The organism is Thiocystis minor (assembly GCF_016653465.1).
Taxonomy (GTDB): Bacteria; Pseudomonadota; Gammaproteobacteria; order Chromatiales; family Chromatiaceae; genus Chromatium; species Chromatium minus.
Genome location: NZ_NHSQ01000085.1, coordinates 9864 through 28062, shown reverse-complemented (window position 1 = coordinate 28062; position 18199 = coordinate 9864). Strand labels below are relative to the sequence as shown.

12 protein-coding genes are annotated in these 18199 nt (G+C 64.5%); 11 read left to right on the top strand and 1 reads right to left on the bottom strand.

The features are described 5' to 3' along the window. Positions 1-15: 15 nt before the first annotated feature. From CCR95_RS12380 to ggt, 6 genes are all read left to right on the top strand, one after another. The gene (locus CCR95_RS12380; RefSeq protein ID WP_242523216.1) at positions 16-1404 is read left to right on the top strand and encodes a M16 family metallopeptidase; all 1389 of its coding nucleotides are present in this window, start codon (positions 16-18) and stop codon (positions 1402-1404) included. Beyond that, positions 1394-2761, top strand: a complete 1368-nt coding sequence (locus tag CCR95_RS12375) for a M16 family metallopeptidase (protein ID WP_201094725.1) — start codon at positions 1394-1396, stop codon at positions 2759-2761. The genes CCR95_RS12380 and CCR95_RS12375 overlap by 11 nt, the downstream gene beginning before the upstream one ends. Further along, positions 2745-3332 (top strand): 16S rRNA (guanine(966)-N(2))-methyltransferase RsmD, encoded by a 588-nt coding sequence (gene rsmD, locus CCR95_RS12370; RefSeq protein ID WP_201094723.1) that lies wholly within the window; start codon positions 2745-2747, stop codon positions 3330-3332. The genes CCR95_RS12375 and rsmD overlap by 17 nt, the downstream gene beginning before the upstream one ends. Before the next feature lie 272 nt (positions 3333-3604). After that, on the top strand, positions 3605-4081 hold the full coding sequence (gene coaD, locus CCR95_RS12365) for a pantetheine-phosphate adenylyltransferase (protein ID WP_201094721.1): 477 nt from the start codon (positions 3605-3607) through the stop codon (positions 4079-4081). A gap of 68 nt (positions 4082-4149) precedes the next feature. Next, complete coding sequence (locus tag CCR95_RS12360; RefSeq protein WP_201094715.1) at positions 4150-4401, top strand: YfhL family 4Fe-4S dicluster ferredoxin; 252 nt, start codon at positions 4150-4152, stop codon at positions 4399-4401. Between the two features lie 31 nt (positions 4402-4432). Beyond that, positions 4433-6127 carry a gamma-glutamyltransferase gene (gene ggt, locus CCR95_RS12355; RefSeq protein WP_201094710.1) on the top strand — a complete coding sequence of 565 codons (1695 nt, stop codon included), beginning with the start codon at positions 4433-4435 and terminating at the stop codon, positions 6125-6127. A gap of 18 nt (positions 6128-6145) precedes the next feature. Here ggt and CCR95_RS12350 read toward each other — a convergent pair whose 3' ends face one another. Next, complete coding sequence (locus CCR95_RS12350) at positions 6146-6517, bottom strand: hypothetical protein (protein ID WP_201094709.1); 372 nt, start codon at positions 6515-6517, stop codon at positions 6146-6148. A gap of 339 nt (positions 6518-6856) precedes the next feature. On the opposite strand from CCR95_RS12350, the gene CCR95_RS12345 reads away from it, so the two are divergent. The 5 genes from CCR95_RS12345 (at position 6857) to CCR95_RS12325 (ending at position 18185) form a co-directional block, all read left to right on the top strand. Then, positions 6857-8413: a glycosyltransferase gene (locus CCR95_RS12345; RefSeq protein WP_420825658.1), complete on the top strand. Its 1557-nt coding sequence runs from the start codon at positions 6857-6859 to the stop codon at positions 8411-8413. Between the two features lie 279 nt (positions 8414-8692). Continuing rightward, on the top strand, positions 8693-10030 hold the full coding sequence (locus CCR95_RS12340; protein ID WP_201094708.1) for a hemolysin family protein: 1338 nt from the start codon (positions 8693-8695) through the stop codon (positions 10028-10030). Next, positions 10023-11357, top strand: coding sequence for a hemolysin family protein (locus CCR95_RS12335; RefSeq protein ID WP_201094707.1), 1335 nt, complete (start codon positions 10023-10025; stop codon positions 11355-11357). Before CCR95_RS12340 ends, CCR95_RS12335 begins: the two co-directional genes overlap by 8 nt. Positions 11358-11743: 386 nt before the next feature. Further along, positions 11744-14722 carry a chemotaxis protein CheB gene (locus CCR95_RS12330; RefSeq protein ID WP_201094774.1) on the top strand — a complete coding sequence of 993 codons (2979 nt, stop codon included), beginning with the start codon at positions 11744-11746 and terminating at the stop codon, positions 14720-14722. Next, the gene (locus tag CCR95_RS12325; RefSeq protein WP_201094706.1) at positions 14715-18185 is read left to right on the top strand and encodes a bifunctional diguanylate cyclase/phosphodiesterase; all 3471 of its coding nucleotides are present in this window, start codon (positions 14715-14717) and stop codon (positions 18183-18185) included. The genes CCR95_RS12330 and CCR95_RS12325 overlap by 8 nt, the downstream gene beginning before the upstream one ends. Positions 18186-18199 lie beyond the last annotated feature (14 nt).

The window sequence follows — 18199 nt, the reverse complement described above, 5'->3', positions numbered from 1 at the left end:
TAGGAACCCCTGTTCATGCAACGACTCATGAAACGACGCTTGCTCGCCGTGCTGCTTTTCCTGTTGCCGCTGACAACGCTCGCCGCGCCGGACGTACACGAACGACGCCTCGCTAACGGACTCAAGATCCTGGTCAAACCGGACCGTCGCGCGCCGATCCTGACCTCGCAGATCTGGTATCGCATCGGATCGAGCTACGAGCATGGCGGCATCACCGGGATCTCTCATGTCCTTGAACATATGATGTTTCAGGGGACCGAGCGCTTCGCCCCCAACGAATTCTCGCGCATCGTCGCCGAGAATGGCGGCGAGGAGAACGCCTTCACTGGGCGCGATTACACCGCCTACTATGAGAATCTGGCGAGCGACCGGTTGGAAATCGCCTTCGAGCTGGAGTCTGAGCGCATGCGCCATCTGACCCTGGGCGAGAAGGAATTCGCCAAGGAACTCGAAGTGGTCAAGGAAGAACGCCGGATGCGTACCGACGACGACCCGCAGTCGCTGACCTACGAACGCTTTACCGCCGTTGCCTATGACGCCTCGCCCTACCGCAACCCGGTGATCGGCTGGCCGGGCGATCTGGAACAACTGCGCGTCGAGGATCTGCGCGACTGGTACCGTCTCTGGTATGCCCCGAACAACGCGACCCTGGTGGTGGCGGGCGACGTGGACCCGGAACAGGTCTTCGCACTGGCCGAAAAGCATTTCGGTCCGCTCAAGGCCGAGACCGTGACCCCGCCCAAAACCCTGGCGGAACCCGAGCAACTGGGCGAAAAGCGGCTGCGGGTCAAGGCGCCGGCCAAGGAACCCTATCTGCTGATGGGCTACAAGGCGCCCGCCATCGCGGACGCCGACGAGCCCTGGGAGCCCTATGCGCTGGAGATCCTGGCCTCGATCCTGGACGGCGGCGACAGCGCCCGGCTCGCGCGCGAACTGGTGCGGGGCCGTCAGATCGCGTCCTCCACAGGGGCCAGTTACAGCGCCTTCGCGCGCCTGCCGGGGCTGTTTCTGTTCGATGGTGTTCCGGCCAAGGGGCATGACATCGCGGATCTCGAACAGGCGCTGCGTGACCAGATCGCGCGCCTTCAGAACGAGCCGGTCGACGCGAGCGAACTGGATCGGGTCCGTACCCAGGTGATTGCCGGCAAGGTCTATGAACAGGATGCGCTCTTCTACCAAGGCATGCAGCTCGGCCAGCTCGAAGCGCTCGGTCTCGACTGGCGGCTCGCCGATGCCTATGTGGACAATCTGGCCGCAGTCACGCCCGCGCAGATCCAGGCGGTCGCCCGCAAATATCTCAATCCCGATCGACTCACCGTGGCGGTGCTCGATCCGCAACCGCTCGCTGACGACCAACCGGCACGCGCCCCGCAGGGTCTGGGAGGACTCACTCATGTTCGCTGATCGCTTCCACATATCCCATCAACCCTGGCTTGTCGCGGCCCTATTCCTGGCCGTTGGCCTCGCACCCGGCGCCGCGCGCGCGACACCCGAGATTCAGACCTGGCAGGCGCCCAGCGGCGCGCGGGTGCTCTTCGTCGCCGCCCCGGACCTGCCCATGGTCGATGTGCGGGTGGCCTTCGACGCCGGGAGCGCCCGCGACGGCGAGCGCTCCGGCCTGGCCTCTATGACGGCGACCATGCTCACGCAGGGCGCGGGCGACTGGAATGCCGATGTGCTGGCCGATCGGCTGGAGACTGTCGGTGCGACACTCGATGCCGGCGCGGATCGTGACATGACCTCGGTGGTCATGCGCTCGCTGACCCGCGAACCGGCACTGAGCACGGCGGTCGAGACGTTCGCGACCGTGCTGGCCGCGCCGACCTTCGCCCCGTCCGATCTGGAGCGTATCCGCGAGAACCGGCTGGTCGCGCTCCGGCAGGATCAGGAATCGCCCAAGACCGTGGGCCAGAAGGCGCTCTATCGGGCGATCTTCGGCGACCATCCCTATGCCGCCGATCCCGCCGGGACCGCCGCGACCATCACGGCCATGACCCGCGAGGATCTGACGGACTTTCACGCCCGCTACTATCGCGGCGCGAATGCCGTGGTCGCCATTGTCGGCGCGCTCGACCGTGCCGGCGCCGAGGCGCTGGCCGCGCGCGTCACCGCTGGGCTCTCCGCCGGCGAACGCCCGCCCCAGTTGCCCGCGGTCGCGGAGCTGACCGACGGCAGCCTGGAAGCCATCTCCTTCACCTCCAGTCAGACCACGGTGCTGGCCGGCCAGCCGGGGATGCGTCGGGGCGATCCCGATTATTTCCCGCTCTATGTCGGCAACCATATCCTGGGCGGTAGCGGTCTGGTCTCCATCCTGATGAACGAGATCCGCGAGAAACGCGGTCTGTCCTACAGCACCTACAGTTATTTCCTGCCGCTGGCCCAGCCCGGCCCCTTCCTGATGGGGCTTCAGACCAAAAACGCGCAGGCGGACCAGGCCCGCGCCGTCTTGCTGGAGACGCTGAAACGTTTCATCGACCAGGGGCCGAGCGAGCAGGAACTGATCGCGGCCAAGAAGAACATCACCGGCGGCTTTCCGTTGCGCATCGCGAGTAATGGCGACATCGTGCAATATCTGGCCGTGATCGGCTTCTACGGACTGCCGCTGGATTATCTGGACCGCTTCACGTCGCGCATCGAGGCCATCACCGTCGAGCAGATCCACGACGCCTTCGCGCGGCGCGTCCATCCCGACCGGCTCGCCATCGTCACGGTCGGCGACAACTCCGCTCAGGCGTCCGCGGTCAGTGACGCGGGCGAGTAACCAACTGCGCATCGTCGGCGGCCGTTTTCGCGGCCGCCGTTTGCCCTTTCCCGATCAACCCGGTCTGCGTCCCACGCCGGATCGGGTGCGCGAGACCCTGTTCAACTGGCTGGCACCCATCATCCCTGGCGCCCGCTGTCTCGACGCCTTTGCTGGCAGCGGCGCGCTCGGTTTCGAGGCCGCCTCGCGGGGCGCGGGCGAGGTGGTTCTGATCGAGCGCGCCGCAGCCGTCGCGCAGCAATTGCGGACCAATGCGCGGACCCTGGACGCCACCGGCATCGAGATCCTACACGCCGACACGCTGCAATGGCTCGCAGGTTCGCCGCGTCCTTTCGACGTGGTGTTTCTGGATCCGCCCTATGACGACGACCTGCTCGCCCCGGCCATCGCGCGTCTGGCGGACCAGGGCTGGCTGGCGCCAGGCGCGCGGATCTATCTGGAAGCCGCCCGTCGGACGGGTTTTCCGGCGTTGCCGCAAGGCTGGGAGCTACTGCGCGACAAGACGGCGGGCCAGGTCCGCTACGGGTTGGTTAGCCCTGGGAGCGCCGCCCCTGGGAGCGCCGGCTTGTAGCCGGCCCTGGGGTAGTCGACATGTTGTCGACTGACGATACCGCTGGGACGTGGCCGGTCGGATGACGCGGCATCGATCCGGTCGCTCGGCTTCGTCCGGCTACAAGCCGGACGCCCCAGGGCCGGCTGCAAGCCGGCGGTCCCAGGACGGCGTTTGCATGCAGGTTGTGCTATCGTGCGCGCCGGCCTCTGATCGCGGGCGGCCGCCGACACCCTGTCCCGGAGCCTTACGCGTCCGCCGACTGGCCGAATTTCCCCCAGAGGATCCAACGATTGCGCAGCGTGGTCTATCCCGGAACCTTCGATCCCATCACCAATGGTCATGTGGATCTGATCCATCGCGCGGCCCGACTCTTCGATCGCGTGGTGGTCGCGGTCGCCGCCGATACCGGCAAGGCGCTGCTGTTTTCCACCGAGGAGCGCGTGGCGCTGGTACGGTCCAGTGTCGTCGGTCAGACCAACGTGGAAATCGTGCCCTTTCAAGGGCTGCTGGTGAACTTTACGCGGCAACTCGGAGTCAGCGTTATCATGCGTGGCTTGCGTGCTGTCTCGGATTTTGAGTATGAATTCCAGTTGGCGGGCATGAATCGCCGAATGGCTCCGGATATCGAGACCCTCTTCCTGACTCCCGCCGAGCAGTATTCCTATATCTCCTCCTCGCTGGTGCGGGAAATTGCGCGATTGGGGGGCGATGTCTCGACCTTCGTCACGCCAGCGGTTCAGGCTGCATTGAAGCAGCGGTTTGGATAACATGCGCAAGTCCCATCACACCCCGAACAACCCCTACAACCCAACGAGCAAACAAGAGGAATTTTCCCATGGCTCTGATCATTACCGATGAATGTATCAATTGCGACGTCTGTGAACCCGAGTGCCCGAATGGCGCCATCTCCCAGGGCGACGAGACCTATGTGATCGATCCTAACCTGTGCACCGAGTGCGTCGGTCACTACGAGACCTCGCAGTGCGTCGAGGTGTGTCCGGTCGACTGCATCATCAAGGATCCGGCTCACGAAGAGAGCGAGGATGAACTGCGCGTCAAGTACGAGCGAATCTCCAGCGCGGCATGAGGCTGTTGATCCAGACCACATCGTCGGCCACATGAGCCGACGCTTGAGGGGCCCCACCACGGGGCTTCTCATTTTCTTCTCGTTTTTCGCGGCATGCGCGTGCGTTGCCGGGGAAAGCCGGCCGCCGAAGGCCGCGATCGCCACCGCCCATCCCCTCGCGACCGAGGCGGGTTTCGCCATCCTCGATGCGGGCGGACAGGCCTTCGACGCGGCCGTGGCCATCGGCGCCACGCTTGCCGTGGTCGAGCCCTACAGTTCCGGTCTTGGCGGCGGCGGCTTCTGGTTGCTGCATCGCGCCAGCGACGGTTTTCAAACCATGGTGGATGGGCGCGAGCGCGCGCCACTCGCCGCCCATCGCGATCTCTATCTCGATGCCGAGGGTCGCTTCGTCCGCGAACGCGCGCTCGATGGACCGCTGGCGGCCGGTATTCCTGGGATGCCCGCCGCCCTCTGTCATCTGGCCGAACGCTATGGCCGCCTGCCGCTCGCGCGGACCCTGGCCCCGGCCATCCGCCATGCCCGCGAAGGCTTCGTGATCGGCGAGACCTATCGGCGCCTGGCCGGCTGGCGGCTGGAGGCGCTACGGGCCTCGCCCGGCGCGGCGAGCCAGTTTCTGGCGGATGCCGAGATTCCTCCCGTGGGCTTCCGTCTGCGTCAACCCGATCTGGCGGAGACGCTGGAGACGCTGGCGCGGCAGGGCTGCGCGGGATTCTATGCCGGCCCCGTGGCCGACCGGCTGGTCGCGGGGGTGCGCGCGGGCGGCGGCATCTGGACCCGCGAGGATCTGGAGCAATACGCCATCGTCGAGCGCGCGCCCATTGTCGGCGCCTTTCGCGGCTGGCGGGTGGTCAGCGCCGCGCCGCCGTCCTCGGGCGGCGTGCTGCTGGTCCAGATGCTCAACATGCTGTCCGCGCTGCCGGCGAACCAACTGGAGGGCGACGCGCGCGCCCATACCCTGGTCGAGGTCATGCGCCGCGCCTATCGGGATCGCGCCGCCTATCTCGGCGATCCGGATCAGGTGTCGATGCCCCTCGCGCGTCTGACCGACCCGGACTATGCCGCGGGTCTGATTCGCGATTTCGATCCCGCGCACGCCACCCCGAGCCGTCTGGCGGAATGCGCGGAGACATCGACCTTCGCGGAGGGACAGGACACCACCCATTTCTCGGTGCTCGACCGCGAGGGCAACCGGGTGGCCGCCACGCTCAGCATCAATTATCCCTTCGGATCAGGTTTCGTGCCGCCGGGCACCGGCGTCCTGCTGAACGACGAAATGGACGACTTCTCGGCCCAACCCGGCGTGGCCAATGTCTATGGCCTGATCGGTGGCGAGGCCAACGCCATCGCGTCGGGCAAACGCATGCTGTCGAGCATGTCGCCGACCTTTCTGGAATCGTCGAAGGGGATTGCGATTCTGGGCACGCCGGGCGGGAGCCGCATCATTACCATGGTCCTGCAGGGCATCCTGGCCGCTGTCGAGGGCGCCCCGGTGACCGATTGGGTGTCCCGCCCCCGGATTCATCATCAGTCTCTGCCCGACGCGATCCAGTTCGAGCCCGGCGCGCTCACGGAAGCCGAGCAACAGGGGTTGATGTCAATGGGCCATCGGCTTGAGTCGCTCGACCGGCCCTATGGCGACCTGCAGGCGATTTTCTGGGATCGATCCAGTCAAGCGGTCGAGGCCGCAAGCGATCCGCGCGGTTCCGGTCGCGCGCTGGCGCGCTGAGGCGATCGCGGCAAGCGTTTATTGCGAGCGATCTTCCAGCCAGACTTCGGCGATATGCAGACTGACATCCGCAGCCATTAGGCTTAGCAGCACGAATCCAGCCGCGAACAGCCAATGCAGACCGCGCCACAGTATCTGAATCCGTCTGCGCATGGGATTCCAGCTCGGCTCCGGCGGATGCGGAACATGGGCGAAAACATCGACGAAAATCAGCCCTGTAGCGGCCCACAGCAGGACGAGAAGACCCGGCATCAGCAGCGAGTCACCTTCCTTGCCCGCAAAGGCGAAGAGTCCGATACCGGCGACGAGCGAGCCGAGCGCGGCAAGACCGATCAGTATCTGGCGAACGGGCAGAAGATGTCTCGCGATCCGTTGTAGACGATCCAGCATGGCAGTGGAGATCTCGATGGAGCGGTCGGACGACAGCGTTTGAATCGAAAAAGTTTAGCCGATCCTGCCGCCAGCCGACGACTTATCCGTCGGGCGATTGCCTTCAAGCGATCAAGTCGCTTCATAATACAGCGAACGACCGACTGCTTTCCCGCATATCGCTCCGGCGGGACTTGCTGTCGCTTTCAGGCGGTCCTATTCTGTCCTTGGACGATGAACTGACTCGTTCCTAACCGGTCATCGTTCCCCCATCAACCCTATATAAACCTAAAAAGAGCAGTTGAACCGCAAAGAGCGCAAAGAACGACAAAATGCTGCCGAGCCGCTGAAATTCACCTCATGAGCGAGACAGACAGCCGGAACAAACTCCTGAAGTTCTTTGCGTCCTTTGCGCTCTTTGCGGTTCAGCTCGCCGGATTTAGGTTTTATCACCTTACGGACATGCAACCCATGCTCGCGACTGAACTCACGGTCGAGCTTTTACTCACACTCTGTCTCGTCATTCTGGCGATCTTTTCATTCAATCTGGCCTTGTTGATCCTGGCGAGGATCTTGACTCCCAAGCGTCGCCTTGCCATCGCGACGCCCGAAGAGGCCGCTCTGCCCAGAGTGTTGGTGCAGCTTCCGCTCTTCAATGAAGGCGAACTGGTCGAACGGATCCTGACCGCCGTCATTGCCCTGGACTGGCCCCGCGACCGGCTCCAGATCCAGGTTCTCGATGACAGCATCGACGGCTCGCTCGTTCTGAGCCGGCAGGCCGTGGCCGCTCTGCGCCAAGGCGGCGTCGAGATCGAGCTGCTGCATCGGGTCCAACGCACCGCCTTCAAGGCCGGCGCGCTGGCGGCCGGACTGGAACGCTCCGATGCGCCCTACGTGGCCATCTTCGACGCCGATTTCATCCCGCCACCGGATTTTCTGCGCAAGACTATCGGCACGTTGATCGCCGAGCCCAACCTGGCCTACGTCCAGGCGCGCTGGGCACATCTCAACCGCGATGAGAGTCTGCTGACGCGCATCCAGGCACGGCTGCTGGACTCGCACTTCGGGGTCGAGCAGGAGGCGCGCTGGCGTTTGGGTCTTCCAATTCCCTTCAATGGCACCTGCGGCGTCTGGCGGCGCGCGGCGATCGAGGATGCCGGCGGCTGGGAGGGCGACACCCTGACCGAGGATCTGGATCTGAGCTTGCGCGCGCGTCTGCGTGGCTGGCGCTCCGGCTATCTCAAGGATCTCGCCGTGCCCGGCGTTCTGCCCGTCTCCGCGCGTGCCTGGCGGGTCCAGCAATTTCGCTGGACCAAGGGCTTCGTGCAATGCTTCGTCAAACTGATCCCCCTGATTTGGGCGAGTCCGGCGCTTCCGCTTTGGCAGAAGCCGATCATCAGTCTCCAGATTGCTCAACCCCTCGCCTTCCTGCTCGGCACGGTTTGTGTCCTTCTTGGACTGCCGTTCATCTCGGGTGCGGCAGTGGCGGGCGAAACCCTGAGCCGCGTCGCGATCGTCACCTCGATCCTGGGTTTCGCCGCGCCGATCGGTTTCCTCACCCTGGCCGGAATCCGCGGCGGTGCCCGGGAGACGACGCTGGAGGTGCTTGGCGCGCTGGCCCTGACGAGCGGACTCCTGCTCTCGAATGCGCGCGGCGGGCTGGAGGCGCTGATTGGCTATCGCACCGAGTTCGTGCGCACGCCCAAGGCGCGCGCGCAGACGGGGCCACGCGCGGCCCGCTGGAGCTATGGCCTGATCGAGTTGAGCGCCGGACTCGGACTGCTTGGTTTCGTCCTGCTGGAGCAGCCCATCGCGGCGATCTATCTGGCCATGGTCATTAGCGGTCTGCTCGGGGTGGGGACGATGCAGATGCTGGATGGATTCGCGCTGGTCAAGCAGGCCGATCCGCAGCATTGACAAACCGCCCTTCGCTGAAACGCGCGCGGTTGTCGGCATCCCTCGCTGGGCGTGCGGCAACCGCGAACACGATCTGGCATAATCCCAATCTTATGAACAGCATAGACACCCTGACTGAAATCCTATGAACAGCACAGACACCCCGCCGGCAATGGCGGAATCCGCGGACGATTCCGGCGAGGATCCGGACTCTCCGGATCCTGACAGCGCGTTTATCGACACGCCTGCCACGCGGTTCTCCCCGGCTCGCGGTCGCCAGCACGATGCGAGATCGCCCGGATGAGCCTCTGGCCCTTTCTGATCGTCGTCGTCCTCATTCTCATCAATGCACTCTACGTGGCCGCCGAATTCGCCATCGTCGGCGCGCGGGCGACCCGCGTCGAACAATTCGCCGCGCAGGGTCACCGCCTAGCTGCGTCCCTGCTGCCGATCATGCGCGATTCCGGTCGCCTGGACCGGTATATCGCCGGCTGTCAGATCGGCATCACGCTGTCCAGCCTGGTGCTCGGCGCCTTCGGACAGGCGACCATCGGCCTGGCCCTCGGCGCAATCCTGGTGTCGCACGGGGGACTCGAACCACTTGGCGCCTACGCGCTCTCGGCCACCGTCGTGTTGGTGGTGCTGTCGTCGACCCAGGTGATCTTCGGCGAATTGATCCCCAAGACGGTGGCGCTTCAATATCCGGTCGGCACGGCGCTCTTTACCTATCTGCCGATGCGCTGGTCGCTGATCCTCTATGCACCCTTCATCAGCCTGCTCAACGGGAGCGGCAACCTGGTGCTGCGGCGGTTCGGCGTCAACCCCGAGACCAGCCACCGGCATGTTCATGCGCCCGATGAAATCGATCTGCTGATCCGCGAGAGCCGCGACGGCGGGCTCCTGGAGGCCAAGGACAGCACCCGTCTGCGCGAGGCGCTGCGACTCTGTCGTCATACGGTGCGCCAGTTGATGGTGCCACGGCGCCAGATTGCCAGCCTGGACCTGAACGCGCCGCTGGCGAACTTGCTGGCGGAGATCGACGCCTCGCCCTACACCCGGCTCCTGGTGTATCAGGGCGACTTCGACAACATGCGCGGTTTTCTGCACGTCAAGGATCTGGCGGTGACGATTGCCAGCGGGGGCGACCCGGCGACGCTGCCAGCGCTGGTGCGCCCGCTGCTGGCGCTGCCGAGCGGGCTGACGATCGACCGCGCGCTCGGGCAGTTACGCGACCGGCGCGCGCGCATCGCGCTGGCGGTCAGCGAGTTTGGGGATATCGAGGGGCTCATCAGTCTCGAAGACATCATCCGCGAACTGCTTGGCGAACTCTCCGACGAGTTCAAGTCCGCGTTCGATCTGGCGCCGGAGTCGCTGCCCGATGGCCGCTGGCGGCTGCCAGGTCGGTTGCCGATTGACGAGTCGATCGAGTGGGCGCAAAGCCTCGGCACCCCCGCCTGGGATGCCGGCGAGGCGGAGACCCTGGCTGGCTGGCTGCTGGAACAGCTTGAGGCGATCCCGGAGGTCGGCGATCAATGCACCGCGGCCGGCATCGACTTCGAGATCGAGTGCATGGACGGCGCGGCGATTCGCTCAGTATTGGCGCGACCCGCGCGGACGCCGGGAGACGCGCATGATTGAGTTCACGATTGTCCTGTTGGTCATCCTGGTTCTGGTCGCGCTCAACGGGCTGTTCGTCGCGGCCGAATTCGCCATCATCGGCACCCCGCGCGCGGCGATGGCGGCGCGCGCGGAGTCTGGCGACCCGCGCGCGCAACGCATCGTCGCCGTCCTCGACGACCCGACCCGCCTCGATCGCTATGTCGCGACCGCGCAGATCGGCATCACCTTCGCAAGCCTCGGCTTGGGCATGTATGGCGAACACACACTCGCCGCCTTTATCGAACAGGGGCTGATCCTGGCGGGTTTCGCCGGCCCTGGCGCGCAGATCACGGCGCACGGTCTGTCCGCCGTCCTCGCGATCGCGGCCATCACCTATCTGCATATTGTCTTTGGCGAGATGATCCCGAAGGCGCTGGCGCTGAACCACGCGATGCGGGTCGCCCTGTGGGTGACTCCGCCCATGCTGTGGATCGGGCTGCTGCTGTATCCGCTGGTGAAGGGGCTCAATCTGACGGGTAACCTGCTGCTGCGTCTGGTGGGTTTCGAGCGCGGTCGCGACGCCGCGCATTATCTTGCCCCGGAAGAACTGGAATCGGTCGCGCGCGAGAGTCAGCAGAGCGGTCTGATCAGCGAGGAAAGCGGTCGGATCTTTCGGGAACTCGCCGATTTCAGCGAGATTTCGGCCGCGCAGGCGATGGTGCCGCGGGTGCGCACGCATGGGATCCCGGTCAGCGCGAACGACGCCCTGCTGTGCGAGATCCTGAACCTGCATCGCCACACCCGCTATCCGGTCTACGTGGGCGATCTCGATCACATCATTGGCACGGTTCATATCAAGGATCTGCTCGGACCGCTACGCGAGGGTTCGGGTCTCGCCCCGACCATGGTTCGGGAAACCGCCTATCTGCCGGAAACCGCCACCCTGGACGATGTGCTCGCCGCGATGGACCGAGTGCACAGTCAAATGATCGTGGTGATGGACGAGCACGGCGGCACGGCGGGCATCCTGACCGTGGAGGATATCTGCGCCGAGGCGGTCGGGGATATCGAGGAGGGGGAGGACGATGTCCCCGATGCCCTCCCGGTCGGGGCGGACAGCTATCAGGTACAGGGAACGGTTCGTTTGGATACGCTGGGCACCCTCATCGGGCGGGAGTTGGAACACCCGGAGGTCGACAGCGTGTCTGGCTTGATCCTGAGCGAACTCGGCCGGCCGCCCTTGGTGGGCGATCGCATCCACTGGAATGATCTGAGCTTTAAGGTCAGCAGTCTGTATGGACGCGGGGTGCGGCAAGCGGTTGTGACCCTGGATCGGTCAGCCCCCCGCTCGGCCGAGTCTCTTTGAGGCATTCGCAAGACGTTTCGGGAGCCTGCGAGAAAGGCGGCGAGCTGATTCGGCAGGATGCCGAATGCGGTAAGACCTTGGCTGATCCCGGGTGGCGGGGATCGCTCGACAGGGCGTCGATCAGGCCGAACGCGGTTGAATTTGCTTCAGATCGATCGGCAGGATCGGGGTGGTACGGGTAAACTGGCGGCAGCACAATGCTGTGGCGACGGTCGCACCTGAAAGACAGGCAGGGAGGGCGTTAGAATACTCCTCCGCGGTTTCACGAGCGCCTGGCTCCAGGTCGGATCGACCGATGACGGCCGGGTGACGGGATAAACCAGCGCGGAACCGACATAAGGCAGTCATTCATGACTCATGACGAAGCAGGCGAAAAGATCATTACTATGTCCAATGTCCCGAATGTTGCCGAGAGCATGGAGGCGAGCGCCTCCCCGAATCGATTCAAAGGCTATGTCGTTGCGATCGGAGCCTCGGCGGGCGGACTGGACGCACTGGAGCGTTTTTTTCAAGGTCTGCCCGCCAACAGCGGTGCCGCCTATGTCGTGATCCAGCATCTCTCGCCCGATCACAAGAGCATGATGGCGAATCTGTTGTCGCGTCATACCGCTATGCCGGTGGTGACCGTCGAGCATGACATGAAGATCGAGGCGGACCGGGTGCATCTGATCCCGCCCGCCAGCATGATGAGCGCCTCGGGCAATGCGTTGCGCCTAAGCCCCAAGAATCCGCGCGGCCTGACCCTGCCCGTCGATCATTTCTTCAGCTCGCTGGCCAAGGAGTTCGGCAATCGCGGAATCGGCGTGATCCTCTCCGGAACCGGCTCCGACGGCACCCGCGGCTCGGTGGCGATCAACGATGCCGGCGGCTTCCTGCTTGCTCAGGATCCCGAGTCCTCCAAATTCGACGGCATGCCGCGCAGCGTCATCGCCACCGGTCTGGTGGATGCGATCCTCCCGCCGGAAGAACTCGGACCCCGTCTGCTCGAACACATCCACCAACTGCCTCACGTCAAGATCCGGGTGCCGGTGCTGGCCGCCGAGATCGATCAGGACGGTGCCCACGAAGAGGTCATGCACCTGTTGCAGCATTCCGGCGGGATCAATTTCCGCGAATACAAGCCGGCCACCGTGATGCGCCGGATGGAGCGGCGCATGCAAGTGCGCCAGACGCCGGATCTGCTGAACTATGTGCGACTGCTGGGCACGGATCGGGGTGAACTGGCGACCCTGCGCCGCGAGCTGCTGATCCCGGTCACGAGCTTCTTCCGCGACCCCGAGGCGTTCGAGATCCTGGCCGACACCGCCGTCAAGACCATCGTGGCCGAACGCGCCGACAATCAGCCGCTGCGAGTCTGGGCGGCGGGGGTCGCGACCGGCGAGGAGGCCTATTCGCTGGCGATCCTCTTTGCCGAGGCGTTCGATCGGGCGCGCCGCTGGCCGAATTTCAAGCTGTTCGCGACCGACGTGGAGCCCCAGAACGTCGAGACGGGCGGTGCTGGCGTCTTTTCCGAGGCGATCACGGCGGAAATCTCGCCCGAGCGGCTGGAAAAATTCTTTCTGCGGCGCGGCAACCATTTCGTGGTCAAGACCGAGATCCGTCAGAGCATCATCTTTGCCCGGCACAATCTCCTGGAGGATCCGCCCTTTACCCGGATGGATCTGGTGTCCTGCCGCAATCTGCTGATCTATTTCCGCTCCGAGGCCCAGGAGCGCGCGCTGCGCCGGCTCCAGTACGCCATGGCGCCGGGCGGCTTCCTCTTTCTCGGACCCAGCGAGACGCTCGCCAATCTCCAGACCGACTTCACCGCCGTCAGCTCCAAGCACAAGATCTATCGCATCCTGCGCCATGTCGCGCTGCCACTGGATACCGCCATCGCGTCGCTCTCGCGCAGCTCGGTGACAGGCGCCCGGCCGCGTCCAGGGATCCGCACCCATGGCGTGTCCAGCGATGCCGCCGCCATCGATGCCGCGCAGAATCTGCTGCTGCGTAGCTACGCGCCGACCAGCCTGCTCCTGAATCAACGTCACGATCTGCTGCATGTGTTTGGCGATGTGACGCATTACCTGCGCATCGGCGAGGGCGCGGCCACTCTGGATCTGGCGAAGCTGCTGCCCAGCTCGCTGGTGGCCATCGCCAAGGCGCTGCTCTATAAAGCCGCGCGCGATCGCTCGCCGCTGCGCTCCGACCTGCTCGGACTCTCGCTGGATGAGGGCCGCACCGAGCGTCTGCACCTGGTCGCCAGACCCATCGACCCGCCGCACGGCGAGCTCAACCTGCTGCTGTCCTTCGAGACAGAAACCGCGCCGAGTGTCGCCGTCGAGATCGATGCCGCGGGCGGCAGGCGTTCCGCCACGCCCTCCCTGACCGAGATGGAGACGCTCAGTCTCGACCGCGAGACGGCCCAGCGTTTGGAGACCCTGGAACGCGAACTGGCGGCGACCCGCGAAAGCCTCCAGGCGACCATCGAGGAACTGGAAACCGCCAACGAAGAGTTGCAGGCCACCAACGAGGAACTCATGGCCTCCAACGAGGAGCTGCAAAGCTCTAACGAGGAGCTGCAATCGGTCAACGAGGAACTCTATACCGTCAACGCCGAGAATCAGGAAAAGATCGAGATTCTCAACCGGCTCAACGCCGATCTCGACGGCATGGCCAAGGCCGCCTCGATCGCGACCGTCTTCGTGGATTCGCAACTGCGTCTGACCCGTTTCACGCCCGAGGCGACCGCCTTGTTCAAGATTCGCGACGGCGATCTAGGACGCCCTATCGACGACTTCGCCAATCTGCTCCAGTATCCGGAATTTCTCCCCGAGCTGCATCGCACCATCGCCAGCGGCGAGATGCTCCAGCGCGAGATCGACGCCGCCAACGGACGGCACTATCTGGCGCGCGTGCATCCCTACGCGGTGCGCGCCGGCGAGGCGCGCGGTGCGGTCGCCACCTTCGTGGATATCACCACGCTGCGGGACGTGGAACGTCTCCAGGCGGTGTTGGACTCGCTGCCCGAGCATGTCGCCGTGCTCGATTCCAAGGGTGTCATCACCATGGTCAACCGTGCCTGGCGCGCTTTTGCGGAGGACAACGGCAATCCGACGCTGCAATACTCGGGACTTGGGACAAACTATCTGGAAGTCTGCGACATGCGCCAAATCGTGGACGAGCCGACCGCCGGCAACGCGATGAACGGCATCCGGCAGGTGCTCGAAGGCAAGACCACGGCATTCTCCCTGGAATATCCCTGCCACTCGCCGGATGAGCAGCGTTGGTACATTATGCATGTCGCGCCGATCGATCATCCGGGCGGGGGAGTCATCGTGAGTCACATCAATATCAGCAAGTGGTCGACGGGCAACCATGATTAGACAGAAGACCGGGGTGCGGGAGGGGCAGGGCAGCATCCATGATCTGATCGACATCTCCCCCGAGGAACTGCGCGAGCGCGCGCTGGCCGCGCTGCAACAGGGGCGCTTCGACCTCGCCGACGAGGTGCTGGCGGGGAGCGACCTCAAGGTTGCCGCCCTGGTGGAAAACCTGCGGATCTATCAGGCTGAACTCGAAATCCAGAACGAGGAACTGCTGCACAGCCAGCGTCACAGCCAGGAGTCGCTCGATCGCTTCACGGCGTTTTTCAACGGCCTGCCCGTGGCCGAGCTGGTGATCGATCGCACGGGTCTGGTCAAGGAGAGCAACCTGGCGGCGCAACGGCTGTTCAATCTGCGAGACATCCATTTTCATCAGCATTTTTTCGCGCGGCTGATCGCCGAGGCGGACCGGGGCGCGGTCATCGGCGCCTGGTCCAAGCTCTCAGGGAATCAGACCGTGGTCATCCCGGAGGTCCGGTTTCGCGGCGGCGACGCGGGCGAGTTCATCGGCGACCTCCATTTCGCCCCCTTGCCCAAGACCGATGACGAGGCGCCGCAGTTCGTCTGCGCGGTGATCGACCGCACCGAGGCGGTTCAGCAACGCCGGGATCTGTTCGAGACCGGCGAACGTCTGTTTCGCAGCGAAGCCGACTTGAAGGAGCGGCTCAAGGAACTCGCCTGTCTCCATGACGTGCTGGCCGCGACCAGCCGGGTCGAGGCCCCCGTGGAGCAGGTCATCCGGCAAGTGGTCGAGCGCCTGCCTGCCGCCTGGCGGTTCTCGGATCTTGCCGAGGCCCGGATTTGTCTGCCCCATGCCAGCTTCGAGACCCAGGGGTTCGGGATGACCGACTGGTCCCTGACCGCGCCCATCCCCCTGGCCGGCGGCCGGCAGGGGGATCTCACGGTCGTCTATCGCGCGCAACCGCACGACGATGACGATGACGAGGAGCATGAGATTTTCCTGCCCGAGGAACGGTCGTTACTCAACGCCGTCGCGACCCATGTCGCCGTCTTTCTCGACCGGCATGACGACGAGGAACGTCTGCGCGACAGCCGCGAGCGCTATCGGGTGCTGGCCCAATACAGTCCGGACTGGGAGTATTGGCTGGGTCCGGACGGTCAGTATCGCTATGTCTCGCCGGCCTGTCTCAAGCTGACCGGCTATCCTCCCGAAGGCTTTGTCGACGACCCCGACCTCTTCACCCACCTGATTCATCCGGCGGATCGGGAACTCTGGGTCAACCATTGTCGGGAGCTGGCGTCGAGCACGGTCGAGCATGTGGGCAGCGTGGAATTCCGCATTTTCGCCCGCGACGGCCAGGAACGCTGGATCGAGCACATCTGTAATCCGGTGGTCACGGACGACGGACGCTATCTGGGGCGACGCGGGGTGAACCGTGACATCACCCAGCGCAAACGTTTCGAGGAGGCGCTGCGCCGCAGCGAGGATTTCCTCAACGCCACCGGCCGCATGGCCAAGGTCGGCGGCTGGGAATTGGACCCGGTGACGAACGCCATGCGCTGGACCAGCGTCACCTATGAAATCTTCGAGGTCGAGCCGGACGGGGCACCCTCCTTCGAGAGCGGGATGACATTTTTCCATCCCAGCGATCGCGTCAAGCTGCAGAAGGTCATGGACCTGGCGGTCTCGCTGGGTCAGCCATTCGATATCCAGGCCCGGCTCGTCACGGCTAGCGACCGGCCGCTCTGGGTGCAGGTGGCCTGCGAGCCGGTGATGCTCCACGGCGTGGCCACCAAGCTCCTGGGGACGATCCAGGACATCACCGCCCGCATGGACGCCGATAAATCGCTGCGTCAGGCGGCGCGGGTGTTCGAGAATACCGCCGAGGGCGTCGTCATCACCGACCCCGATGAGCGCATCCTGGCCGTCAATCGGGCCTTTGCCGAGATCACCGGCTACGCCGAGGAGGAGGTGCTGGGCGCCACGCCGCGCATCCTCAACTCGGGGCGGCACGATGCCGAGTTCTATCAGGCGATGTGGGCCGAACTGAACCGCTCCGGTCAGTGGCGCGGCGAGCTTTGGAATCGTCACAAAAATGGCCAGATCTATCCGGAACTCATGACCATCAGCGCCGTGGTGGACGGGAATGGCGAACTGACCCATTACGTCGGCGTGTTCCGCGATATCAGCCACCTCAAGCGCTCCGAGGAGAAGCTGGAGTATTTGGCCCACCACGATCCGCTGACCGGCCTGCCCAATCGCAGTCTGTTTCAGGCCCGTCTGGAACAGTGTCTGCAGCGCGCCGCGCGCCATCAGCGTCTGGTTGGGCTGCTGTTTCTGGATCTGGATCGGTTCAAGATCGTCAACGACACGCTCGGCCACTCGATCGGCGATGGACTCCTGCAACAGGTGGCCGAGACCCTGTCCAAACAGGTGCGGGCGGCCGACACCATCGCCCGTCTGGGGGGCGATGAATTCGTCATCATCCTGGAAGACATTCCCGCCGCGCGTTTCGCCGCCAATTTCGCGGAACGGCTGATGACGGCCTTCAGCCAGCCGTTCAACGTGGAGGGCCATGAACTTTTCGTGACCGCCAGCATGGGGATCAGTCTCTATCCGCAGGATGGGGTGGAGATCGATGTCCTGGTGCGCCATGCCGATATCGCCATGTATCAGGCCAAGAATGGCGGGCGCAACGGGTTCAGTTTCTTCGAGTCCGTTATGACCGAGGGCGCCGCCGAGCGGTTGCGTCTGGAGCACGATCTGCACGGCGCGCTGCTGCGTAATGAATTCATTCTGCATTATCACCCGCAACTGGCGCTCGCCGATGGGCAACTCTGCGGGGTCGAGGCGCTGTGCCGCTGGCAACATCCCACGCTGGGTCTGATTCCGCCCAACCAGTTCATTCCGGTCGCCGAGGACATCGGACTCATCGACCGGCTGGGCGCCTGGGTGCTTGAAGAAAGCTGCCGGCAGATGATCGTGTGGGATCAAGCCGGTTTTCATGTGCCGCGGCTGGCCGTGAATCTCTCGGTGCGGGAACTGGAGCGCGCCGATCTGGTGGACGAGATTCGGGAGATCCTGCATCGGACCGGGGTCGCGCCAGAGCGCCTCGAACTGGAGGTCACCGAGTCCATGATCATGCGCAACGCCGAGCTTGCCATCAAAACCCTGGCGGCTTTGCGCGGGCTGGGCGTCACCCTGGCGGTGGACGACTTCGGCACGGGCTACTCGTCGCTCGCCTATCTGAAGCGTTTGCCGCTGCATCGTCTGAAAATCGACCGCTCCTTTGTCGAGAAGCTCACGCAGGATTCCAACGACGACGCCATCGTGCGGGCGATCCTTGCGCTCGGCCGCAGCCTCGGTCTGGAGACGCTCGCCGAGGGAGTCGAGACTCAGGCTCAAGTGGACTTCCTGCTGCAAGAGGGTTGCATCGAGGGTCAGGGATATCTGTTCAGCCGGCCCATGCCGGCCGCGGATCTCGCGGCCGCGTTGTCTTAGGCGATTTCCTGAAA